At 34.7% G+C, this 22860-nt stretch carries 20 protein-coding genes, 1 tRNA gene and 1 pseudogene; 13 read left to right on the top strand and 9 right to left on the bottom strand.

The window, feature by feature from the left end:
• The 5 genes and pseudogenes from ACJMLD_RS05980 to ACJMLD_RS05960 all read left to right on the top strand — a co-directional run.
• A pseudogene (locus ACJMLD_RS05980) lies at nucleotides 1–139 on the top strand (30S ribosomal protein S7); the annotation flags it as partial.
• A 29-nt stretch (nucleotides 140–168) separates the two neighbouring features.
• Entirely contained in the window at nucleotides 169–2370 is a 2202-nt protein-coding gene (locus ACJMLD_RS05975; protein ID WP_405269184.1) for an elongation factor EF-2, read from the top strand.
• 143 nt (nucleotides 2371–2513) lie between these two features.
• Entirely contained in the window at nucleotides 2514–3755 is a 1242-nt protein-coding gene (gene tuf, locus ACJMLD_RS05970; protein ID WP_405269181.1) for a translation elongation factor EF-1 subunit alpha, read from the top strand.
• 69 nt (nucleotides 3756–3824) lie between these two features.
• On the top strand, nucleotides 3825–4133 hold the full coding sequence (gene rpsJ, locus ACJMLD_RS05965) for a 30S ribosomal protein S10 (RefSeq protein ID WP_042691424.1): 309 nt from the start codon (nucleotides 3825–3827) through the stop codon (nucleotides 4131–4133).
• A 38-nt stretch (nucleotides 4134–4171) separates the two neighbouring features.
• Nucleotides 4172–4255, top strand: a tRNA-Ser gene (locus ACJMLD_RS05960).
• A 10-nt stretch (nucleotides 4256–4265) separates the two neighbouring features.
• Here ACJMLD_RS05960 and cobK read toward each other — a convergent pair.
• Genes cobK through ACJMLD_RS05945 form a run of 3 tightly spaced genes read right to left on the bottom strand, consistent with a single transcriptional unit; the run spans nucleotide 4266 to nucleotide 7880 of the window.
• On the bottom strand, nucleotides 4266–5060 hold the full coding sequence (gene cobK / locus ACJMLD_RS05955) for a precorrin-6A reductase (protein ID WP_405269178.1): 795 nt from the start codon (nucleotides 5058–5060) through the stop codon (nucleotides 4266–4268).
• Nucleotides 5057–7486 (bottom strand): cation-translocating P-type ATPase, encoded by a 2430-nt coding sequence (locus ACJMLD_RS05950; RefSeq protein WP_405269175.1) that lies wholly within the window; start codon nucleotides 7484–7486, stop codon nucleotides 5057–5059. The genes cobK and ACJMLD_RS05950 overlap by 4 nt, the downstream gene beginning before the upstream one ends.
• Before the next feature lie 4 nt (nucleotides 7487–7490).
• Complete coding sequence (locus ACJMLD_RS05945; RefSeq protein WP_405269172.1) at nucleotides 7491–7880, bottom strand: UPF0146 family protein; 390 nt, start codon at nucleotides 7878–7880, stop codon at nucleotides 7491–7493.
• Nucleotides 7881–7948: 68 nt separating this feature from the next.
• Between ACJMLD_RS05945 and rimI the strand changes: the two genes are divergently transcribed.
• Nucleotides 7949–8404 carry a ribosomal protein S18-alanine N-acetyltransferase gene (gene rimI / locus ACJMLD_RS05940; protein WP_405269169.1) on the top strand — a complete coding sequence of 152 codons (456 nt, stop codon included), beginning with the start codon at nucleotides 7949–7951 and terminating at the stop codon, nucleotides 8402–8404.
• Here rimI and ACJMLD_RS05935 read toward each other — a convergent pair.
• Nucleotides 8375–8890 carry a zinc-ribbon domain-containing protein gene (locus ACJMLD_RS05935; protein WP_405269166.1) on the bottom strand — a complete coding sequence of 172 codons (516 nt, stop codon included), beginning with the start codon at nucleotides 8888–8890 and terminating at the stop codon, nucleotides 8375–8377. The genes rimI and ACJMLD_RS05935 overlap by 30 nt on opposite strands.
• 104 nt (nucleotides 8891–8994) lie before the next feature.
• Between ACJMLD_RS05935 and ACJMLD_RS05930 the strand changes: the two genes are divergently transcribed.
• On the top strand, nucleotides 8995–9963 hold the full coding sequence (locus ACJMLD_RS05930; RefSeq protein WP_405269163.1) for a hypothetical protein: 969 nt from the start codon (nucleotides 8995–8997) through the stop codon (nucleotides 9961–9963).
• Here the strand turns inward: ACJMLD_RS05930 and dusB are convergent.
• Complete coding sequence (dusB, locus tag ACJMLD_RS05925; protein ID WP_405269160.1) at nucleotides 9928–10929, bottom strand: tRNA dihydrouridine synthase DusB; 1002 nt, start codon at nucleotides 10927–10929, stop codon at nucleotides 9928–9930. The genes ACJMLD_RS05930 and dusB overlap by 36 nt on opposite strands.
• Nucleotides 10930–11066: 137 nt before the next feature.
• Between dusB and prf1 the strand changes: the two genes are divergently transcribed.
• The gene (gene prf1, locus ACJMLD_RS05920; protein WP_405269157.1) at nucleotides 11067–12311 is read left to right on the top strand and encodes a peptide chain release factor aRF-1; all 1245 of its coding nucleotides are present in this window, start codon (nucleotides 11067–11069) and stop codon (nucleotides 12309–12311) included.
• On the opposite strand, the gene ACJMLD_RS05915 is transcribed toward prf1, so the two are convergent.
• Nucleotides 12308–12553: a hypothetical protein gene (locus ACJMLD_RS05915; RefSeq protein WP_405269154.1), complete on the bottom strand. Its 246-nt coding sequence runs from the start codon at nucleotides 12551–12553 to the stop codon at nucleotides 12308–12310. The two genes, prf1 and ACJMLD_RS05915, sit on opposite strands and share 4 nt — an antisense overlap.
• Before the next feature lie 496 nt (nucleotides 12554–13049).
• Between ACJMLD_RS05915 and gdhA the strand changes: the two genes are divergently transcribed.
• The 4 genes from gdhA (at nucleotide 13050) to ACJMLD_RS05895 (ending at nucleotide 16732) form a co-directional block, all read left to right on the top strand.
• Nucleotides 13050–14384: an NADP-specific glutamate dehydrogenase gene (gene gdhA / locus ACJMLD_RS05910; RefSeq protein ID WP_405269151.1), complete on the top strand. Its 1335-nt coding sequence runs from the start codon at nucleotides 13050–13052 to the stop codon at nucleotides 14382–14384.
• Between the two features lie 106 nt (nucleotides 14385–14490).
• Complete coding sequence (locus ACJMLD_RS05905; RefSeq protein WP_405269149.1) at nucleotides 14491–15042, top strand: hypothetical protein; 552 nt, start codon at nucleotides 14491–14493, stop codon at nucleotides 15040–15042.
• Between the two features lie 110 nt (nucleotides 15043–15152).
• Nucleotides 15153–16289 carry a TMEM175 family protein gene (locus ACJMLD_RS05900; RefSeq protein WP_405269147.1) on the top strand — a complete coding sequence of 379 codons (1137 nt, stop codon included), beginning with the start codon at nucleotides 15153–15155 and terminating at the stop codon, nucleotides 16287–16289.
• 38 nt (nucleotides 16290–16327) lie between these two features.
• The gene (locus ACJMLD_RS05895; protein ID WP_405269144.1) at nucleotides 16328–16732 is read left to right on the top strand and encodes a PaaI family thioesterase; all 405 of its coding nucleotides are present in this window, start codon (nucleotides 16328–16330) and stop codon (nucleotides 16730–16732) included.
• A 162-nt stretch (nucleotides 16733–16894) separates the two neighbouring features.
• On the opposite strand, the gene ACJMLD_RS05890 is transcribed toward ACJMLD_RS05895, so the two are convergent.
• Nucleotides 16895–18085, bottom strand: a complete 1191-nt coding sequence (locus ACJMLD_RS05890; protein ID WP_405269141.1) for an aspartate kinase — start codon at nucleotides 18083–18085, stop codon at nucleotides 16895–16897.
• Between the two features lie 279 nt (nucleotides 18086–18364).
• On the opposite strand from ACJMLD_RS05890, the gene ACJMLD_RS05885 reads away from it, so the two are divergent.
• Nucleotides 18365–21088 carry a CDP-glycerol:glycerophosphate glycerophosphotransferase gene (locus ACJMLD_RS05885; RefSeq protein ID WP_405269138.1) on the top strand — a complete coding sequence of 908 codons (2724 nt, stop codon included), beginning with the start codon at nucleotides 18365–18367 and terminating at the stop codon, nucleotides 21086–21088.
• Between the two features lie 32 nt (nucleotides 21089–21120).
• Here ACJMLD_RS05885 and ACJMLD_RS05880 read toward each other — a convergent pair whose 3' ends face one another.
• Both ACJMLD_RS05880 and ACJMLD_RS05875 read right to left on the bottom strand, forming a co-directional pair.
• Complete coding sequence (locus ACJMLD_RS05880) at nucleotides 21121–21723, bottom strand: class I SAM-dependent methyltransferase (protein ID WP_405269135.1); 603 nt, start codon at nucleotides 21721–21723, stop codon at nucleotides 21121–21123.
• Nucleotides 21724–21727: 4 nt separating this feature from the next.
• The gene (locus tag ACJMLD_RS05875) at nucleotides 21728–22855 is read right to left on the bottom strand and encodes a glycosyltransferase family 2 protein (protein WP_405269132.1); all 1128 of its coding nucleotides are present in this window, start codon (nucleotides 22853–22855) and stop codon (nucleotides 21728–21730) included.
• Nucleotides 22856–22860: the final 5 nt, after the last annotated feature.

Genomic DNA, 22860 nt, shown 5'->3' with positions numbered 1-22860 from the left:
ACAATCTTCATTCAAAAACAGAAAATCTGTTGCTGAATGTTTAGCTGATGAATTAATTCTTGCTTCTGAAGAAGATTCAAGAAGTTTTGCTTTAAGAAAAGCTGAAGAGAAAGAAAGAGTTGCTAAAGCAGCACACTAATTAATATCATGTTTATTTAGGTGGTTATTTTGAGTAGAAGAGACAAAATGATTGCAAAAATCAAAGAATTAATGTATGAACCTGATCAAATCAGAAACATTGGTATCTGTGCTCACATCGATCACGGTAAAACCACTTTATCTGATAACTTACTTGCAGGTGCGGGAATGATTTCCGAAGAACTTGCTGGTGATCAAAGATTCTTAGATTTTGACGAACAAGAACAAGCACGTGGTATTACTATCGATGCAGCTAACGTATCTATGGTACACGATTACAAAGATGAAGAATACTTAATCAACTTAATCGATACTCCAGGTCACGTTGACTTCGGTGGGGACGTAACTCGTGCTATGAGAGCTGTAGACGGTGCTGTAGTTGTAGTTTGTGCTGTAGAAGGTATCATGCCTCAAACTGAAACTGTATTCAGACAAGCATTAAAAGAAAACGTAAAACCAGTTTTATTCATTAACAAAGTTGACAGATTAATCAACGAGTTAAAATTAGAACCTGAAGAATTGCAAAAAAGATTCATCAACATCTTCATGGAAGCTAACAAATTAATCAAAAACATGGCTCCTGAAGACAAGAAAGATGAATGGGCATTGGATTTCACTGATGGTAGTGTAGCTTTCGGTTCAGCATACCACAATTGGGCTATCAATGTTCCAACCATGCAAGAAACTGGAATTAACTTTAAACATATTATTGATTACTGTAATGCTGACAATGAGAAAGAATTAGCTCAAAAAGTACCTTTATCTGATGTATTATTAGGTATGGTAGTTGAACACTTGCCTTCTCCTAAAGTAGCTCAACAATACAGGGTACCTAACATCTGGGATGGAGACATCGATTCTCCTGCTGGTGAATGTATGATTAACACTTCCCCTGATGGACCTTTAGCTGTAATGGTTACCAACGTATCTGTAGACAAGCACGCTGGTGAAATTGCAACCGGTAGGGTTTATGGTGGAGCTATTGAAAAAGGTACTGAAGTATTCTTGGTTGGTTCTCACGGAAAATCCAGAGTACAACAAGTAGGTGTATACTTCGGACCTGAAAGAGTTAACACCGACAGAGTTCCTGCTGGTAACATTGTATACATTGCCGGTGCAAAAGGAGCTATTGCTGGTGAAACCTTATGCGATCCTGAACACAAAATCAAAGAGTTCGAAGGATTAGAACACATATCCGAACCTGTAGTTACTGTTGCTGTGGAAGCTAAAAACACTAAGGATTTACCAAAATTAATTGAAGTATTAAGACAAGTAGGTAAAGAAGACCCTACTGTAAAAATTAACATTAATGAAGAAACCGGTGAACACTTAGTATCTGGTATGGGAGAACTTCACTTGGAAGTTATCGGTTACAGAATCGGTGAAAAAGGTGTAGACATTACAACTTCCGAACCTATTGTTGTATACAGAGAAACCGTAAGACAATTATCTCCACAAGTTGAAGGTAAATCCCCTAACAAACATAACAGATTCTACATTACTGTTGAACCTATTGAACCTAGCCTCTTTGCTGCTATTCAAGAAGGGGACATTAAAGAAGGTAGAGTCAAAGGTAAAGAAGCAGCTGCTGACTTCATGGAAGCTGGTTTAGACAAAGAAGAAGCCAGAAGAGTTTGGGCTGTTCACAACAGAAGTATCTTCCTTAACATGACTCGTGGTATTCAATACTTGGATGAAGTAAAAGAACTCTTGCTTGAAGGATTCGAATCCACTTTAGAAGGAGGTCCTTTAGGTGAGGAAATCGCAATGGGATTAAAATTCAAACTCCATGATGCAAAACTTCACGAAGACGCAGTTCACAGAGGACCTGCACAAGTATTGCCTGCAATCAGAAACGCTATCTTAGGTTCCATGATGCTTGCAGAACCAGCATTACTCGAACCAATGCAAAAAGTAGTTATTGACACTCCTAACGATTACATGGGTTCCTGTACTCGTGAAATCCAAAACAGAAGAGGTCAAATTGTAAACATGGGTCAAGAAACTGGAGATATGGCAAGAATCGAATCTAAAGTGCCTGTAGCTGAAATGTTTGGTTTCGCTGGTGACATCAGATCTGCTGCTGAAGGTAGATGTTTATGGTCTACTGAAATCGCAGGATTTGAACCGCTCCCACGTGAGATGCAACATCAAATCGTAAAAGAAATCAGACAAAGAAAAGGCTTATCTGCAGAACCATTCCCTGCAAGCCACTACTTAGGTGATGTATAAAATTAAAATTTTTAATTTTTATATTTTTTATTATATTTTTATAAAAAAACATTATCTATTTATATGTTAAAATATAAATTAAATTTAAGCTAACATTTAAGCTTACTAATGTTTGTAATATATATTTAAAATGAGGTATTATAATGGCAAAAGAAAAAGAACATCTTAATTTAGCATTTATTGGACACGTTGACCACGGAAAATCCACTTTAGTTGGACACTTATTATTAAAAGCTGGTGCAATCGCTGAACAACAATTAGATGACGGAGAAAACAAATTCAGATTTGTTATGGACAAATTAGGTGAAGAAAGAGAAAGAGGAGTAACTATTGACTTAGCTCACCAAAAATTCTCCACCAACAAATACGACTACACTGTTGTAGACTGTCCTGGACACAGAGACTTCGTTAAAAACATGATCACCGGCGCATCCCAAGCTGACGCAGCTGTATTAGTAGTAGATGCAAAAGACGGTGTTATGCCACAAACCAAAGAACACATGTTCTTATCCATGACTTTAGGTATTAAACAAATCATCATTGCAATCAACAAAATGGATATGGTTGACTACAGTGAAGACAGATACAACGAAGTAAAAGAAGAAGTAGGCGTTTTACTCAAATCTATCGGTAGAGACCCTGCTACTGTACCTTTCATCCCTCTTTCCGCATTTGAAGGAGACAACATCAAAGAAAAAAGTGACAACATGACTTGGTACAAAGGCGCTCCTCTCATGGACGAGTTAGACAAATTAACTCCACCTGAAAAACCTGTAGACTTACCATTAAGAATTCCTATTCAAGACGTTTACTCCATTACTGGTGTAGGAACCGTACCTGTAGGAAGAGTTGAAACCGGTATCATGAAAAAAGGTGAAAACGTTATCTTCGAACCTGCTGGAGCTTCCGGTGAAGTAAAATCTATCGAAATGCACCACGAAGTATTTGAAGTTGCTGAACCTGGTGACAACATCGGATTCAACGTAAGAGGTGTAGGTAAAAACGATATCAGAAGAGGAGACGTAGCTGGACACACTACTGACGCTCCTACTGTAGCTAAAGAATTTACCGCACAAGTTGTTGTATTACAACACCCTGGTGTAATTACCGTTGGATACACTCCTGTATTCCACTGTCACACTTCACAAACCGCATGTACTTTCTTAGAATTAACTTCTAAATTAGACCCTGCTACTGGTCAACCTCAAGCTGACAAACCTGACTTCATCAGAACTGGTGACGCAGCTATCGTACAAATCAAACCTACAAAACCAATGGTTATGGAAGAAGCTAAAAACATTCCACCTATGGGTAGATTTGCTATCAGAGATATGGGTCAAACTGTTGCTGCAGGTTTATGTCTTAAAGTTACCCCAGCAAAATAAGTTTGTAAACAATAACTAGAAAGTATTTTTATACTTTCTTTTCTTTGTTTTTTTGGAGGTTAATATAAAATGAATCAAGCAAGAATTAAGCTTACAGGAACTGACCCAGAAAAATTAGCATACGTATGTGATCAACTTAAAAAAATTGCTGAAAGAACTGGTGTTGACTTATCTGGTCCTATTCCATTACCAACTAAAAAACTAGTTGTACCTACTAGAAAATCCCCTGATGGAGAAGGTAAAGCATCTTGGGAAAAATGGGAACTCAGGATTCACAAACGTTTAATCGGTATTGGAGCTGATGAACGTGCAATGAGACAAGTTATGAAAGTCAACGTTCCTGATAATGTAAGTATTGAAATTGAACTTAAAGGATAAAATATTTAGATTCCTTTTCTAAATATTCCTTTCTATATGCCGAGATAGTCTAGTCTGGTAAGGCGCAGGACTTGAAATCCTGTGAGGTAACCCTCGCCTGGGTTCAAATCCCAGTCTCGGCGTTTATTTAATCTATTTTTTTAAAAAAAGTTTTTTTAGTTTATAGTCTAATTCATCTAGATTAGACGCCATGTCCTTTTTATCCACTTCTTTTATCACTGGTCTTTGTATCATGATTACTGCTATATCTTTTTTGTTTGCGGCATCGATTTTATCGATGACACCGCCGATTTCGCCGCTTTCCTTCGTAATCATTACGGATGCATCATACTTTTCGATCAGTTCGATGTTCTCCTCTGCACTTGCGGCACCAGTCATAGGAATGATATGGTTAGGATCAACATTAAGTTCCTCACATTTTTCAAGGGAACTTGGAACCTTCAGGATTCTTGGATAAAATCTTTCGCATGAAACATATTTCAACACATCTTCCATGGTGTTCGCTCCTGCAAAATGCAGGACATTTCCTTCGCTAAATTCGCTAGCTATTAACTTTCCAGCTTCAACAAAGGAATTTACATAATGGATGCGTGATGTATCAATGTTTTCAAGGTTGGTGATAGGTCTTTCAAAGCGAATATATGGAATCTTCAGCTCTTTTGCAATGGTGGCGCTGGTCTGTGTGATATGTTCTGCAAAAGGATGTGTCGCATCAATCAAAATGTCAAATTCCCCATCAAGAATTATCTCAATAATCTCATCTTTTAGAAGGGGGCGCGCTATCGTATCATCCGAACCGCATTCACGAGCCAATTTTGCACCATATTCTGTTGTGGTTGTTGTTAGGATATATGCTTCGTAATTCTTTTTGATAAATTCTATGATGTTTGTAGAATCCTTTGTACCGCCTAATAGAAAGATTTTCATTTAATCACTTTGTCCATTATTTTTTGAGCTATTAATATTGTTGAAGCCACAATTATTATAATTATCCAATCAACAAGGTCGATTGCAGTTGTTCTGAATAATATCTGCAATTGTGGTATGTATAAGATCAATAATTGAAGCAGGAATGAGATGATGATTCCTAGGTATAGGTATTTGCTTGATTTATATGAGTTCGCCCTGCCATTAAATGCATTAAATAATTGATAGACTACGAATAATGTAAATGCCACTGTCATCGCTTTTGTTGTTGAGACTCCTGAATATATTTCAAATGCAAATACGCAAATGGTTCCTATTGCCATTACAAGGCCTAAAAGCAGTATTTGAAGTAACGTATTTTTAGTTAGGATATCTCCTTTTTCAGGCGGTCTTTCCATTATGTCTTTTTCAGCACCTTCAATGCCCAGCATCTGTGCAGGCGGACCGTCCATCACGATATTGAGCCATAACAATTGTGCAGGGTTGAACGGCAGCGGCATGTTTAAAAGTGAAGTTCCAATAATTGTAAGTATTGCCCCGACATTGGTTGAGACCTGATATTTGACAAATCTTTTGATATTGTCATAAATCTTTCTTCCGCCTTCAATGGCTTTCACAATTGTGGTGAAGTCATTGTTTTGCAGAATCATATCTGATGCTTCTTTTGCAACGTCACATCCATCACCCATTGAAACGCCGATTGATGCTTTTTTCAATGCTGGTGCATCATTTACGCCGTCTCCAGTCATTGCAACAATGTTGTCCAGTTTTTTAAGAGTTTCAACAATTCTCATTTTTTGAGTCGGCTTCACTCTGGCGTAAACCTGGATATCTTTCACGATTTCCATATATTCCTCATCTGAAAGCTGGTCGAATTCTTTACCGGTAATTACTCTTCCAGTCGTTAGGATGCCTAAATCTTTTGCAATCGCACGGGCTGTTTTTTCATGGTCTCCTGTAATCATTATCACGTCAATACCTGCGTTGATACAGTCGCTAACAGCTTTTTTAGCATCCCTTTTTGGAGGATCTATTAGGCCCAATAGGCCTGTAAAGGTCAAATTAGATTCATCTTCATTTTCATCTTTGAGTTTATATGCAAATCCGATTACCCTTAATGCTTGCGCACTCATTTCACTAATTTTTTCAAGTAACATTTCCTTTGTTTTAGAGTCAAGCATTTCAATGGTCCCATCATTATCTATGTATTTGCATAAGTCTAGAATTATTTCTGGAGCACCTTTTGACAAGACAATATCTTTTTCATCGTCTAGTCTATGTATCGTAGTCATCATTTTACGATTACTGTCCAATGGTATTTCATCAACCCTTTCCAGCTCACAATCATAATCTTTACAATATTTCAAAATAGCTCCATCGGTTTGATCTCCAATGATTTTATCATTATTAAGGACAGCATTATTGCATAATTTTCCAATTAAGTAGGTTTTATCCTTGTTTGTGTAAAAACTGTCCACTACTGTCATTTTATTTTCAGTCAAGGTGCCGGTCTTATCACTGCAGATAACTGTACATGAACCTAAGGTTTCAACGGACAACAGCTTTCTCACGATTGCCTTGGATTTTGCCATTTCGTTCATTCCTAAAGCTAAAGTCAAAGTTAAAACTGCAGGAAGACCTTCGGGGATTGCTGCAACAGCAAGTGACACGGCAGTCATAAAGGTTTCAACAATAGGAATTCCTTTGAGAAGCTCTAGAATAAAAACAGCAATACAAACGGCAATGGCTATTGCAGATAGGATTTTTCCAAGTTTTCCAACACGTTTTGCAAGAGGTGTTTCGTCATCATCCTCCTGAACAATTTGAGCGATTTTACCGATTTCCGTTTTCATTCCGATATTGGTTACAACGCATTGGCCGTGACCTGAAAGGATATTTGAATCCATATAAACTCCGTCATCAATTTCTTTTTTAACGGCTTCGGATTCGCCGGTAAGGCCTGATTCATCACAGCTCAAATGGTTAGTTTCAATCAGTGTCGCATCGGCTGGAACCTTACATCCCTCTTCTAGGATTACAATGTCTCCGATTGTCAGGTCTTTTGCATTGATTTGTGTGATTTCATTGTCTCTTTTAACAATGGCGGTTTTGGTAATTAATCCTTTTAGGCTTTCAACCGCTCTTCTAGACCTATATTCTTGAATGAATCCCATAATTGTATTCAGCAGAACTGCAAGAAGGATTACTCCCGCATCAATAATGTCTCCAATTGCAAAAGCGGCAATGGCAGCAATGATTAACAGGCCAATTAGAATATCTACGAATTGTGATAGGAATAAGATAATTAATGGTGTAGGTTTTTTCTCTTTGATTTCATTTAAACCATATTCGGTTTGCCGTTTCTGAACTTCATTTTTGTCAAGTCCGTTAAGTGATGTGTTGTATTTGGATAGTATGTCACTCATCATGTCACCTTAGAATGTAAAAACTTGCTTTGTTGAAATTTTTTAGTTTCATTTTGACTTCAGGAGTATTTAAATCTTCGTTTGTAAGCGGTTTAATGATTAATTGTGAGCCGATTATCCGAGCCAATTTCACAAGGTATGGCTGGAGTTCGCTAGGTGGTCTGATTGAATAAATAATATCCACATCATTGTATAGCTCCAAATTAGGATTTGTAATGTCATCTTTTATTACTGTGGCATCAGCAGGCAGAATGTCCGTTTTGATAAGTGTGATATTGTCCTCCTTTTGTAAAATGTCCGCAATTTGTGAGAATTTTCCAATACCTACTTCAGCTATTTTGACTTCCCGGCCTTTAGTTTCATTCAAAATATATTCTGCGAAATCTTGCCACATATCTGTCACTAATTAAATATTATTAATCCAAACTATTAAATATATTGCATTTAATATTTAAATGTGTTATGATTATTAGAAAGTTTGTTCCAACAGATTTAAAAAGAGTTTTTGAAATAGAAAACATGTCATTCAGCCAATCTTATGGAATAAACATGTTTCAACAGTTATATGAAATGGGAATCGGTTTTTTAGTAGCTGAAGAGGATGGCTATGTTATAGGCTATGTCATGTTTTGGATAAAATATGAAAATCAGGGCCACATCATTTCCATAGCAGTTGATAAGAATTACAGGCGGCAGGGTGCGGGAACCCAGCTGCTTGTCAAGGCCATTTCCATATTGTCTCTGCTCCATATTGATGCAATCTATCTGGAAGTAAATGAGAATAATTCCGAAGCAGTCGAGTTTTACAAAAAGTTTAATTTTAAGATAGATAGGGTAGTGCCGGGCTATTACGAAAACGGTGACGGTGCAATAATAATGTATATACCTCTACGGAAGGGTAAAATTACCAAGGACTAACTGTTGGTAGTTGGTAAAAACTTCGGCCGGAATATTTCCGGTTGCATATAATATTCCAATCAAAGCTATGTAAAATACGAAGATAGCCAATTGGATAATTCCATGTTTTCTTATGTTTGGATCTTTTCTGGTAATAAGATAAATTGCGATAATCAGACCTATAAGACCGCCCAAGATTGAAAATAGATAACCAAAAATGATTAGCCATTTCATGAATCCGCTTGATTGTGTGGAGTCTGGACTGCTTGTTACGGTTTTCTGAATGATAATCGGATTTATGGATGTGTTGCTCTGTGGAGATTTCATGAACATAAGTGGAGTTCCACATTTTACACAGAAATCAGCTTCATCAGGATTTGGGTATCCGCATAATGGGCAGATGCGTTCTCCGGATTTGGCTTTTGGAAACTCCCATCCACATTTTATACAAAAACCATAAATGTCATCGCCAGTTGCGCCACATTGTGGGCATCTTCTTACTACCATACTATCACTTAATAAATAATTAAGAGTAATAATTTATAAAGTTTTGTTTTAATAGTATATTTAATGGATAACACTTAAAATCCAAAAGCATTTCATTGATATTTATGATTGAAAAAATTGAAATTACGCAAAGGTTTAATTTTAAACGCCTAAACAGGCACTACGAATGTTTTACTATTGATTTTACCAATAACAGTTCATATTATAAAATTTCCGAGAGGGGCAGTGGAGATAAATTTTTAACTGAAAGCAGTCTTTGTGATGATTCATGGATTGATATTCTGGTTGATTTGAGACGCAAAATGACTAGTGAAATCCGCACATTCGATTTTGAAAAGGCAGATGAGTTTTTGCATAATTTCAATGAGTTGAAACTGTTCGACGATTTTGAAGGCGAAGAATTTTCATACTTTGAAAAGATAGAGCTGATTTATTCATGCAATGTTATAATCTATTCAACAGACAATTTTGAGGAATACAGCTTCAAAACCAATTTCCCTAAAAACTGGGTGAAATTCGCAAAATTGTTGTCTGACTTGGTTGGCTTTGACGTGCTTCATTTAAACTATCAAAGACAGATTGTCACTCCACTATTTTTTGACATTGGAAAGGATGGAATTTATGTTGATGGTGAAAAGTTAGGCATTAAAACTATTGAATTCGGGCACTATCAAACCTATCCTTACGATATTCCCAAGCCGAGGCTGATTATAAACTTTGATTCATCAAGAGTTGATGGTTATATTGACAGGGATTTGTCTGAAGGAGATTGCAATTTGATATTAAGCCTTTTGGAAAGGCATCATGTTTACAGATGGATTTTTGACGAGTATCACAGAAAGTCGAATACCCGCGATCCCGATGACTTGGAAGGCTATGACTGGTATCTTGAAATAGTCTTTGAAGGCAATGTCATTTGGCATTTGTTCGGGTATAATGAATATCCCGACACTTATGTTCACTTGGGTCGTGAGATTCGAGAGATTACTGGCATGGATCTTCTTGAAATTGACACGATTTCAAGCAATGACTTGGAATTATTTGTGAAGTTTGGCGAGTTGCTCCTGCTCTGATTTTAGATATTCGTCCAATAGCTCAAATATTTCTTCTTTTGAATTCTTTTTGAAAATTTGTGGCTTTATGTCTCCGCTTCCGTATAGTCTTTTTAGATAGTATGCCGTATGGGTTCTCATTCGGGATAAAGCCAGTTTTGGAGGCTTTGTCTGCTCAAGCAGGTTAGCATGCCTTTTTGCCATGGCTATCTTTTCTTCAATTGTAACTTTTTTGGGTTCAATTTGACAGTCGAGGTATTCGACGCATTGCTTTATAAGCCATGGATTTCCAAGTGTTGCTCTGCCGATCATGACCGCATCACAGCCGGTCTCATCAATCATTCTTTTGGCATCATAGCATGTGCGGATGTCTCCATTTCCAATAACAGGAATGTTTACGGTCTCTTTGACTTCCTTGATTATTGACCAGTCTGCGGCGACATCATACCTTTGCTCCCGGGTACGGGGATGGACAGTGATTGCGGACGCCCCGGAATCTTCAACGATTTTGGCGATTTCAATGGCATTGATGTTGCTTTCATCCCAACCGCTTCTGATTTTCACTGTAACAGGTATTGGAACTTTATCAACAACGCTTTCTACGATTTTTCCGGCTTTTTCAGGGTCCTTTAAAAGGGCGCTGCCGGCTTTTGATTTTATGGCTACTTTCTTTACAGGACATCCCATATTGATGTCGATAATGTCAGGTTTCATGTTCTCGTAAATGTATTTTGAAGCTATCTTGAAGGATTCCTCTTCGCATCCAAAAATCTGTTGGGCTATCGGGCGCTCTGAATCATTCATGACCAACATTTCCTGAGTTTTGTAGTTTTCATACATGATTGCTTTATCAGACACCATTTCCGTTTCAATAAGTCCGCAGCCCATTGATTTTATGATGCTTCTAAATGCAGTATCACATATTCCGGCCATTGGCGCTAGAACAACTTGATTTTCTATTTCGACATTACCGATTTTCCATTTCATCACACAATTATTTATTTTAATTGATTATTATGTTTTTTGTTGAATTTTGTAAAAATAAGCTATTTTTTCATTAATTATTTATATTTAAAAGTAGATATTTATTACTATTATATTGATTTAATTATTATAGGGATAACATGTCAGAAGTATCATCAAAAGAATTATATGAATTTAAGAAGACCTTAAAGGAATTAGCAGAAAAAAGAGGTAGAGGTACTGAGCTTGTTTCCGTTTACATTCCGCCAACCAAACAATTGAGTGATGTCGGTAAGCACATGCGTGATGAGATGGGTCAGAGTGCCAACATCAAGAGTAAACAAACAAGGAAAAATGTACAGTCTGCTATTGCGGTTATTTTAGAAACTATCAAGTTATACAAGCAACCTCCGGAAAACGGGCTGGTCATATTTGTGGGTATGATTCCTAAAGGAGGTCCAGGTACTGAAAAAATGGAAAAGTATGTTATAGAACCTCCTGAGCCGGTTACAACCTATTGGTATAAATGTAATAATGAATTTTTCGTTGAGCCGTTGGAATTCATGATTGAAGAGCGTGATGTTTATGGTGTTGCCGTTATTGATAGGAATGAAGCAACATATGCTACTTTGAAAGGTAAAAAGGAAACTATTCTTGGTCATTTGACCAGTGGGGTTCCCGGCAAGCATAAGGCAGGTGGTCAATCCCAAAGAAGGTTTGACCGTGTTATCGAGGATCTTGCTCACCAGTTCCTGAAACGTATTGGGGACCACATGAATGAAGCGTTCTTGCCTTTAAAGGATGATTTGAAAGGCATTATTCTCGGAGGTCCGGGATTCACCAAAAAAGATTTCTATGAAGGGGATTATCTTCAATATGAACTTAAGGATAAGGTCATAACTATTGTGGACACTTCATATACTGGTGAAGAGGGCATTCGTGAAGTCATTGCCCGTGCAGCCGATGATTTGGAAAACCTTGATGTAATGCATGAGAAAAAGTTAGTTCAGAAATTCATTCAGGAATTAAGAAAGGATAAGGGATTATGCTCTTATGGTGAAAAACAGGTTAGAAACAACCTGATTATGGGTGCAGTTGATACATTGCTCTTATCTGAAGATTTGACAAATATGCGTAAGAAATTTACTTGCACTAATTGCGGCTATGAAAAAGAGATTACTGTCAAGACACAGGTTGAAGCGGATAATCTCGATGAAAAATGTCCTGAGTGCAATGATGTGATGAAAGAAACAGATTCTATGGATTTGGCTGATGAGTTTGTCGAACTTGCTGAAGAAATGAATACTGATGTGGAATTCATTTCCACCGAAACTGAAGAAGGCAATCAAATCTATAGGGCATTCGGTGGAATTGCTGCAATATTGAGATATTATGTAGATTATTAATTATAGTGGTTTGGAGCTTTATCCAAATTCTCTATAATGTTATTCATCTTTTTTTCTTTTTTTGTATAATAATGATTCAATCCTTCCTCTTGTCTGATCTGATTGATCAATTGGAAAAACAGGTGTTTGTTGATTGTAGTTTTCTTGTTGATTTCAACATATAATGAATGTAGGCCCCAGTTTTTAGATAAGTAGTTATTTTTTAACTCTTCATAATGACTTTTAGTTATTTTTGCATACATTAATTTCAACCTAATTTTGTTATTTTGTATATCGAATTTTAAAATTCGGTATACATTAATAGTTACTTTAGTAATTATGATATATAAAGAGATATGCTTTTTTAAAATGTATATAATTTTGTTTAAAATTTATTTCGGGATTGTTTAATATGTTCGGATTTTCTGGCTAAAATGCCATATTTATTGGACATTTGTTCTTTCATTTTTAGGTGGCAATCATTTTCCGACTTTGTACATTTTTAATAATTTTAATTAGACATTTTGGATTAATATCTGAAAAGAGATATTTAATTAAACATATTCTTTTGAATATTTTATAATTTGTTTAAGATAAATCTAATTTTATTTGAATAATATTCGGAATATTTTATAAATATTGAAAAATATTTAAATATAAGAAGATTCAAAAATTATATTGTATTGTTAATAATTCTCACAAAAGTTGGAATTTAATGATATTGAAAATAATCTAAATTTATAATTTGGAGGAATATTTTTGTCATACGTAGACGAAGTAATTGAAACTATTATAGAACAAAACCCTTCCGAACCTGAATTCCACCAAGCTATACGCGAAGTATTGGAATCATTGAGGGTTGTAATTGAAGAAAACGAAGAAGAATACAGAAAAAATGCACTTCTTGAAAGATTAACCAATCCGGAAAGACAATTAAAATTCCGTGTTCCATGGATAGATGACAACGGACAAGTACAAGTAAACACCGGATACAGAGTACAGTTCAACAGTGCAATTGGACCTTACAAAGGAGGATTACGTTTCCACCCATCTGTAAACTTAGGTATTATCAAATTTTTAGGTTTCGAACAAATTTTCAAAAACTCCTTGACTGGCCTTCCAATCGGCGGAGGAAAAGGTGGATCTGACTTTGATCCTAAAGGAAAATCCGACAGAGAAATCATGGCATTCTGCCAATCTTTCATGACAGAATTATGCAAATACATTGGTGCTGACACTGATGTTCCTGCTGGAGATATTGGTGTAGGCGGTCGCGAAATCGGTTACTTATTCGGTCAATACAAAAGAATTAGAGGATTATACGAAGGAGTATTAACTGGTAAAGGATTATCCTTCGGTGGATCTTTAGCAAGAACTGAAGCTACCGGTTACGGATTATTATACTTCACAAACGCTATGTTAAAAGCTAATGACATTGATATTGCAGGAAAAACCATTGCAGTATCCGGTGCGGGTAACGTAGCTATTTATGCAATCGAAAAAGCTCAACAATTAGGAGGTAACCCGGTAACCTGTTCCGATTCAACCGGTTGGATTTACGACCCTGAAGGAATCGATGTTGAGTTATTAAAAGAAATCAAAGAAGTGAGAAGAGAAAGATTAACCGCATATGCTGAAGCAAGGGAAAGCGCTGAATACCATGAAGGAAAAGGCGTATGGACAGTTAAATGTGACATCGCTCTTCCATGTGCTACCCAAAACGAATTGCAATTAGAAGATGCAAAAACCTTGGTTGAAAATGGTGTTGTCGCTGTTGCTGAAGGAGCAAACATGCCAACCACTATTGAAGCAACAGAATTCTTGCAAGAAAATGGCGTATTGTTCTCACCTGGTAAAGCATCAAATGCTGGTGGAGTAGCTACTTCTGCATTAGAAATGTCCCAAAACTCACAAAGGTTATCCTGGACATTTGAAGAAGTTGATGAAAGACTCCAAAGAATCATGGAAGACATCTTCGCAAATGTTGCAGATGCTGCAGCTGAATACGGCATGGACAAAAACTATGTTGCTGGAGCAAACATTGCAGGATTCAAGAAAGTTGTTGACGCTATGAACGCACAAGGAATCGTATAGATTTCTTGTCTTATTTTTTTTATAGTCCCTTATTTAAATGAGTTTGTCAGCAGTTTCAAAATTTTTTTTAAAAGCATAAATAATTCATCGATTATATATTAATATGATGTTCACATATCCCAAAGTATTAAGGCCAAAAGATTTAAAGAAGATTTCTAAATATTCCTGTGATGGCCAAATAAAAGATGCATACATTAAATATTTGACAAATTATTCTTTTAAAGAATTTGTCGGATTCTGTGAGGATAATGAGGGGAATTTGGAAAATCTGATTTATAAGTTCACAGATTTGCAATTGGAAAAATTTGAACCGAATTCCTTAATTTGGGTTTCTCATGTGCTGATCAACTTTTTGATTTACTTTAATGTCAATTTGGATTATGAGAATTATTATGATGCCTATGCTTCAGTTCTTCAGTTCACGGTTCTATTTTTTGCAATGAGGATGTTGGTCGCAAAAATATCTTTTGATGAGGTTGATTTGCCCGAACATTCAAGAATCTGTTTTGAAAAATTTTTCAATAAATGTCCTGATTTTAAATTTAACTTAAAAACTGATTGTAATTTAGCTTATAAGTCATTTAATAATGATTTTGATTTTACAAGTGATGAATTTTACATAAAAATTAAAAAACACTTTGATGAATGTAATTATTGATTGTTTCATTAGAGACAGTATATGAGATATTTTTTTTAACAGACTTTTCAGTAACATCGTTGCAATTTATAAATTAAAATATTTTAAGCAGTAATTTCAGATATTAAATCATGGACACGAATAGATTCGAAACTTTTATGGATGCAGTTTTAGCAATCATAATCACTGTTTTGGTTTTGAAATTAACCCAACCTAGTGAAGCGGCTTGGGGAGCTATTTTAAACTTGAATATGAGGTATATATCTTATTTCATCTGTTTTCTAATCATTTTTAACACTTGGTATAACGACCACATATTATTCATGCTGGTCGATAAGATAGATAATGCTGTTGTGATGGTTTATGGAATTTTATTGTTTATAATTTCTATTTTGCCATATTTTGCAACATGGGTTTCACTGCACCCGACATCTGTTCCTGCCCAAACAATGTTTGGTCTGATATTTTTAGCGGTTAATGTATGCTACACATTGTCAACTTATTTAATCCTTCGCGCAAATCCCTATAATGAAAAACTTAAGAAAATTAATCTAAAAGATTATAGGAGATATATTTCAGTTGTTATTATTCTAATAGGGTTTATATTGACTTACACTGTTTATGTTAAGGGAATTTATATTTCATGTATTCTAGCTACTTTATATTGGTTTTTATTAGCTATTAAGGCTAGGGCAGATATAGAAAGTAGTGACAGATTCGAGGCATTCTTTGATGCGATTGTAGCCATTATCCTGACAGTCATTGTTCTTGATATTGGAATGGCAGTAAATGGTAGTTGGCAGGCTTTATTTGACTTGAGAACTGAGTTCATTGCTTATATTATTAGCTTTATCGTTTGTTTTAACTATTGGAATTATAACAATAATTTGTTTTCTATTGTAAATAAGATAGATCTTAGGGTTATTTGGTCTATAGGAATATCAATGTTCTTCTTATCATTAATTCCGTATTTATCCACTTTTGTTGCTAAGAATTTCTATTCGTTTGTGGCTCAGGCATGTTATGGAATCGATTTTATCATAGTCGCATTATTGTCAATAGTAACTGCCAATGCATTAAAAAGAGTCGATAAGGGTAATATTGCACTTTTACTTGCTTTGGAAAGCAATCTCCAATTTATCTCAACATTGGTTGTGGTTGGAATTGGTATTGTAATGGGCTACTTTTTCTATCCTCCAATAATTATTGTGTCATGTCTGCTTTCAATTTTCTTAGTTTGGTTAATTCCAAAACTTCAGAAATATTAATTATAAATGAACAACTAATTAATTATTAGGTGAAGAATATGGTTAATTTCGACACGGTGGAAAGTGCAAGGGAGTTTTTTTACAAAGACAAATTCGCAGTAACAACAGGCATAACCTTAGATGAACTAACTCAGGATGAAGCAATTTGCTCTCTGGGTATAACAGATGACCACAGAAATGCTTATGGTGGAGTAATGGGTGGTGTAATCTTTACACTTGCTGATTTTGCCTTTGCAGTTTTGTCAAATCAGATTCATCAGTTGACTGTTGCCCAACAAGTTGATATTCACTATTTGTCTGCTCCAAAGGGAGAAAAGTTAATAGCTAGGGCGACTTGCAGAAAAAATGGCCGCACATCATCTGTCATAAATGTTGATGTTTGTGATGACACTGGTCGCGATGTTGCACAATTTATTGGAACCGGTTTCAAATTACAAATGTAAATTCATTTTCATATGGAATAATCGATTTTCCGATTAATTATATTGATGGTTGCTTAAGGACTATTGATAATTTTTCACTTTACTTTTTATATTTTAAGTTGGGCCGTCCATCTTAATGAATTGTTTTGGTCATACGTATATCACAAAAATAAAAAATATAATTTAGTTAATTTTTTCAATTAACCTGCAAACCTTATCCCCTTCATTCCAATCAACAAAAAGCAATATTTCAGTTTTTGTAACATTGATTAATTCAGCTTCGATATTATTTATAGCCAATGCTTTACTGATTTCAAGCTCGTCAAGTTCAGGACCAGTCAAACTGATCATCGCAAGGTCATGGCTTTGGGAAATTGAACTTAAGTCCTCATTTTTAACAACATAATCATGATATAGGGGAAATGCCTTTGCACTATCTTTCTTATCAATAAAAACAGTAATCGAATTGTGGTGAGGATTTAACTTAAAAAGGTTAATGCCATTATCAAGGAGTATGTCTGTGAGTGTTGCTATTATTCCAATCTTTTTAAGAAGATTTTTGCCAACAATGGTTATTGATGTAACTGGATTTTCAAACATGTCAATAGGTATGACTTCTTTAGGTCCTGTAATATATGTTCCTTTGCTATTCAAATCGCCATATTTGAAATTAATAATTTTTGCATCAATGTGGGCCCTTTTATAGTCAAGAGCATTTGGATGCAATACTTGCGCACCATGTGTTGCAAGAGCCAACATCTCTCCAACAGTAATGCTTTCTAAAAGTTCAGCTTCTTTGATTTTTCTCGGGTCTGTTGATAACACTCCATCAACATCAGTTACAATAATCACTTCTTCTGCATTTAAACACTCTCCAATTAAAAATGCAGTAATATCACTTCCACCCCTACCAAGAGTGGTAATCTGTGTGCCGGATTTTCCTAAGAATCCACAAATAACCGGAACAATTCCCTGATTCAGAAGTTCCTTTAGTTCTTGAATCTTTTCATTTGTTTTTTCAAAGTTAATTTTTGCTTCCATATAGTTTGAATCGGTAATGATGGGCCATAAATCGCTGTAAGGATCTATAAAAATGGATTTCACTCCTAAAGATTCAAGAGTTGCGCTGAATAATCTGACGCTTGTTCGCTCCCCCATTGCAACAATTTCGGCATGCTGTTTTTCAGTCAGGTTATTTGGAATGGCATCATCTGTAAGGTTAATTAAATCATCAGTAGTTTTGTTAACGGCAGAAACCACAACAACCATTTGTGTCCCTTTTTTATGTTCATTTGCTACTGATGTGGCGGCCTTTCTAATTCTTTCGCCGTTCCCAACAGAAGTTCCTCCAAATTTTGCTACTTTAACATGCATTAAAATTCACCTAACTAATTAATATTTGTCTAATATTTTTATTAAACTTTGTTCTTAAAAGAAAGTTGGGTAACATAAATTCATGTTGCCCATTTAAGCTTTCTAAAAAATAAGCGATATATGCTCTATTTTGAATTAACGGAGGGATTCATTAAAATAATTATTTTGTTCTCTATTTTTAGGCATTGCTTTTAATGATAATTCAGAAACTTTTAAGTATTTAATAAATTGATATATTATTAATAAACTTTTTTTAAACTCTCGGGTGGTTATTTGATTATGGCTGGCGATGAATTGGAGTATAAATTTAAGTTTGCTGTTGTAATGGCAATCTATAATACTGGAAATTATTTATCAAAAGCTATTGATTCTATCATCAACCAAAGCATTGGTTTTAAAGATAATGTTCAATTGATTTTAGTCAATGACGGCAGTGAGGATAACTCCGAACAGCTCTGTTGGGAATTTTATGATAGATATCCTGAAAACATAGTTGTCTTAACTCAGGAAAATTTGGGTCAGGCTGCTGCAAGAAACAATGGATTCAAGCAAGTCAATGCAAAATATGTGACCTTTACTGACAGTGATGATTATCTATCATTAAATGCTTTTGAAGAGGTTTATAACTTTTTTGAAGAGCATTTCAATGAAACAGATATTGTTTCCATCCCAATTACATTTTTTGAAAAAGTTGATGCGCCTCACATGTTGAATGATAAATTCTTCAAGTCCCGTATAATCGATTTATCTAAAGATCCGGACAATCCTCAATTACATGCAAATTCCGCTTTTATCAAATCGGATGTTTTTGCCGAATATGAATTTCCGACAAATGTTATATCATCAGAAGATGTTATTGCAGTCAATAAGATTTTGCTTGAAAAAAAGACGTTGGGTGTTGTCAATTCAGCAGAATACTTTTACAGAAAACGTTATGATGAATCTTCAACTTTAGACATGGCAAATTCTAAAAAAGAGTTTTTTACAGACAAGCTTAGGGATTACTATTTGCATTTGTTTAATTATGCAAAGTCTATTGAAGGGAATGCGCCGGCTTTCTTGCAATATTCTTTAGTCTATGATTTACAATGGATGCTGAAGGAAGACTTAAGTCTATTGTCTGATGATGAAGCAGAGGAGTTTTGGCTTTATTTTAATGAGGTTTTAAGCTTCATTGATTCTAAAGTAATTGTTAACTCAAAGCATATAAAAGAGGAAGTTCGAAGGCATTTCCTTTTATTTATAAAAAATAAGGATTTGCACACGGAAATTAAAGATGATGATGTTTTGATAAAAATTGGAGACAATGAACTTGGATCCCTGGGATCCCACAAATTTTGGTTGGATATTGTCGATATAAGAGATTATGCTTTAAATATTTCAGCTTCTCTCACTAGTTTTATAGATCCGAAATACATCTCAATTGAGGCGGTTAAATTCATCAATGACGTGGTTACGGATAAATTCAAAGTTGATTATGTGAAGTATGATGCGCGAGGAGACCTATTCCTCTTATCCATTCCATTCCAGTACAAATATAATTTTGATGTTTCCATTCCAATCACTCCGGGCGAGATATCTAAGGTTAAACTTCAAGTTACTTATCACAAAGATGGAAATAATGAAAATTTCAATAAGGACAACATTGTTGAATTGATGTTAAGACTTGACCGTACAATTCGCGTCAATATATCTGATTTAAGCAAATATCAAGCTACTGACTTGAATATTCTTTATTTTAATAATAATTCATTCCACATTATCCCAAATTCATTCAAATCAAATGTAAAACGTGAAATGGATAATATAGAATTACTTAAAAATCAATTGGATAATATTGATGAAATAAAAAACGAATATGGGCTTAATGAAAATGATTTAAAGGAAATCATTAGATTAAGGACAGTCTATTTAATGTCATTTCCATTTTTTAAACTGTTTTTAAGAAATAAGGAAATTTATTTATTTGAGGACAGGATAGGCATTGCAGATGATAATGCATTACAGCTTTTTAGGTATGCAAACACGGTTAAAGATAATGTAAAGAAATATTTTGTTTTATCTCGTGAAAGTAAACAATTTAGGGAAGTGTCCAAAATTGGAAAAGCATTGGCTTATGGTTCCTTTAAACATAAGTTATTAATGCTTCACGCTGATAAAATCATTACAACACATCCTCATGAATCATCCATCAATCCTTTTTACTCTAAAGAACGTAATTTAAGGCCATTGATTGCAGGGCTATTGAATTATAAGGTATATTTCTTGCAACATGGCGTAACAAAGGATAATATTTCATCATGGCTGTCTAAATACTTAATAGATTTATCTCTGATTACTACAGTTTCCGAGAAAGAATCAAAATCCTTCTTGGATGAAGGATATGGTTATGATGAATCCATAATTCAAAATTTAGGGTTCCCAAGATTCGATAACCTCGAAAAAAAGGATAATAAGCAAATATTGATTGTTCCAACATGGAGAAAAAATTTAAGTGAAAATCAATATCTTTTTAAAGATTCAGAGTATTTCCATAATCTGAATTCATTTTTAAACAATCCTGACTTGCTTGGAATCTGTCACGACGATTATAAAATTGTATTTAAGCCTCACCCTGAATTAGATAAATTCATTGGTCTGTTTGATATTCCAAAGGAGATTATTGTGAGCAGCGATGAATCTTATCAGGAATTATTGAATAATTCTTCGATATTGATTACGGATTATTCTTCTGTGTTTTTTGATTTTGCCTATCTTAAAAAACCGGTAATTTATTATCATCCAAATGAGGATTATCATTATGAAAAATCTTATTTTGATTATAAAACAATGGGTTTTGGTGATATAGCCAAATCAGAAAGGGAAGTAGTTGATAAGCTTAATGAATATGTTAATAATGCTTGCAGGATGGAAGATACATATCAGGAACGCGTCGACGAATTTTTCACATACACCGATAAAAACAATTCAAAAAGAGTTTATGATTGGATTTTTAGAAATTGAAATGCTAATATGTCAAAAATCGACATTTAATGTTATTTAACATCTAATTTTGACATGATAAAATCAATTTTATTTTCTAAGCGGGTAATTCTATTGTCCAAATCATCAAAAGATACTGATTCGGATTTTTTAGCTATCAGATAACTATCATACCATGGCTTTGCATCGTCACTTACTCGTGTTCCTGTTTCCAATACTTGAAAATTTATATATTTTGCCATTGACTTCATGCCGTCTTGATTAAATCTGTAGCAGTCATATGGATTTCTGTGAACTGGTCCGGAGCTTGGAACTATTAGGCAGAACAGGCCTTCGGTTTTTAAAACTCTTTTAATTTGTTCCAATGTAAGCCAGAAAAATTCAATATGTTCAAATGCCTGACCAGAGACAACTACATCGAAGGCTTCATCTTCTATTTCTTTCCAGTTATAGGGGTCTTCAACAACAATGTCAACATTATTCCCTTCTTTCAAATCCAGTCCTTTGTAAGTCCATTTTTCTTCATTTAGTATCATGCCGTAATTATAATCCCCATTTCTATCAAAAGAACCTACATCAAGTATTTTTAGGTCATCATCAGGATTTAGATAATTATCTTTAAAATATTGCATTTTTAAAAAAGAGCTTCTGTGCATTTTTTCACTTCTTTAACCATTTTTTACAAATTTTCTTTATTTTTTGGAAAGACTTAAAAGCTATTTTCTTTATTCCAGTTCTTTCCCCTTTAATACGTGAAATCTTTTTTTCAAGTTTTTTATCTGCTATCTGAATATTATTTTTTTTCTTTCTATCACAATAATCGTTTATCGAATCGAATTCCTTATAATCACTTGATAAAATTACATTATTGAATATGAATTTCAAATCTTCATTTAACATATTTTCAAATTCTGTATTTTTAAGTTTTTCATAATCCTTTTTCATTTCGATGAAAAATAGTTCTTTATACTTTTCCTGAATCTGATTATACCTATCGGTAATCCATCTGATCTTGTAGTTATAGAGCTTAGATTTATAGTTGTCTAATTGCCCATGCTTGATAAAAAGTTTTATGATGTCATTTACAACTCCAATGATATCGATATGGCCTTTATCACCGGAAGATGTTAATGATTCGCTGTATCTTTTTCGAGTATAATAAAACTCATCGACGAACAGTATTCTTTTTGCTTGAAAGATGATGTCCCAAAAGAATTGATTGTCGTGGAATTTTGAATTTTCCCTAAACTGGGCGCCGGAATTCTTAATGAATTCCCAATTGTAAAACTTGCACCATGGGCTGACATTAAAATCGAATAATGCATCTCCCAAATCTTTGTAGTCAAACACATTATCTTTCACAATATTTGAAATTGAGCTCATGTTTTGATATCCGGTTTCAAAATAGTGGTCTTTTTCAACGCCATAATTTGTTGCCTTGAAAACTAAAAAATCAAGGTCTTTTTCTTCGCAAACAGGATAGAAATCTTCAAAAGCATTTGAATAAAGAATATCGTCGGCATCCATCAGATATAAGTATTCGCCAGTGACTTGCTTTAAACCATAATTTCTAGCATTGCCTCCGCCCTGATGATTTAAAGAGAATACGCGGACTCTTTTATCATCATTAGAAAATTTCTGCAGAATTTCCAACGAGCTGTCAGTGGACCCGTCATCCACACAAATCAATTCCAAATCATCGAATGTCTGGTTTAGAATAGAGTCTATGGATTCATTCAGGAATCTTTCGGCATTATAAACGGGCATTACAACAGATATTTTGGGCATATTAT

Source organism: Methanobrevibacter sp. (assembly GCF_045112895.1).
In the GTDB taxonomy this organism is placed as follows: domain Archaea; phylum Methanobacteriota; class Methanobacteria; order Methanobacteriales; family Methanobacteriaceae; genus Methanocatella.
The sequence above is the reverse complement of the archived record's forward strand: the minus strand, read 5'-3'. Positions and strand labels throughout refer to the sequence as shown.

Bases quoted from the DNA above. Each gene is read 5' to 3' on its own strand.
- ACJMLD_RS05905 (WP_405269149.1), top strand. From the start codon at position 14,491: ATGTTCACATATCCCAAAGTATTAAGGCCAAAAGATTTAAAGAAGATT.
- ACJMLD_RS05880 (WP_405269135.1), bottom strand. From the start codon at position 21,723: ATGCACAGAAGCTCTTTTTTAAAAATGCAATATTTTAAAGATAATTAT.
- ACJMLD_RS05885 (WP_405269138.1), top strand. From the start codon at position 18,365: ATGGCTGGCGATGAATTGGAGTATAAATTTAAGTTTGCTGTTGTAATG.
- ACJMLD_RS05915 (WP_405269154.1), bottom strand. From the start codon at position 12,553: ATGTATGCAAAAATAACTAAAAGTCATTATGAAGAGTTAAAAAATAAC.
- prf1 (WP_405269157.1), top strand. From the start codon at position 11,067: ATGTCAGAAGTATCATCAAAAGAATTATATGAATTTAAGAAGACCTTA.
- rpsJ (WP_042691424.1), top strand. From the start codon at position 3,825: ATGAATCAAGCAAGAATTAAGCTTACAGGAACTGACCCAGAAAAATTA.
- ACJMLD_RS05895 (WP_405269144.1), top strand. From the start codon at position 16,328: ATGGTTAATTTCGACACGGTGGAAAGTGCAAGGGAGTTTTTTTACAAA.
- rimI (WP_405269169.1), top strand. From the start codon at position 7,949: ATGATTATTAGAAAGTTTGTTCCAACAGATTTAAAAAGAGTTTTTGAA.
- dusB (WP_405269160.1), bottom strand. From the start codon at position 10,929: ATGAAATGGAAAATCGGTAATGTCGAAATAGAAAATCAAGTTGTTCTA.
- ACJMLD_RS05900 (WP_405269147.1), top strand. From the start codon at position 15,153: ATGGACACGAATAGATTCGAAACTTTTATGGATGCAGTTTTAGCAATC.
- tuf (WP_405269181.1), top strand. From the start codon at position 2,514: ATGGCAAAAGAAAAAGAACATCTTAATTTAGCATTTATTGGACACGTT.
- ACJMLD_RS05935 (WP_405269166.1), bottom strand. From the start codon at position 8,890: ATGGTAGTAAGAAGATGCCCACAATGTGGCGCAACTGGCGATGACATT.
- ACJMLD_RS05945 (WP_405269172.1), bottom strand. From the start codon at position 7,880: ATGTGGCAAGATTTCGCAGAATATATTTTGAATGAAACTAAAGGCCGG.
- ACJMLD_RS05930 (WP_405269163.1), top strand. From the start codon at position 8,995: ATGATTGAAAAAATTGAAATTACGCAAAGGTTTAATTTTAAACGCCTA.
- ACJMLD_RS05890 (WP_405269141.1), bottom strand. From the start codon at position 18,085: ATGCATGTTAAAGTAGCAAAATTTGGAGGAACTTCTGTTGGGAACGGC.
- cobK (WP_405269178.1), bottom strand. From the start codon at position 5,060: ATGAAAATCTTTCTATTAGGCGGTACAAAGGATTCTACAAACATCATA.
- ACJMLD_RS05875 (WP_405269132.1), bottom strand. From the start codon at position 22,855: ATGCCCAAAATATCTGTTGTAATGCCCGTTTATAATGCCGAAAGATTC.
- ACJMLD_RS05950 (WP_405269175.1), bottom strand. From the start codon at position 7,486: ATGAGTGACATACTATCCAAATACAACACATCACTTAACGGACTTGAC.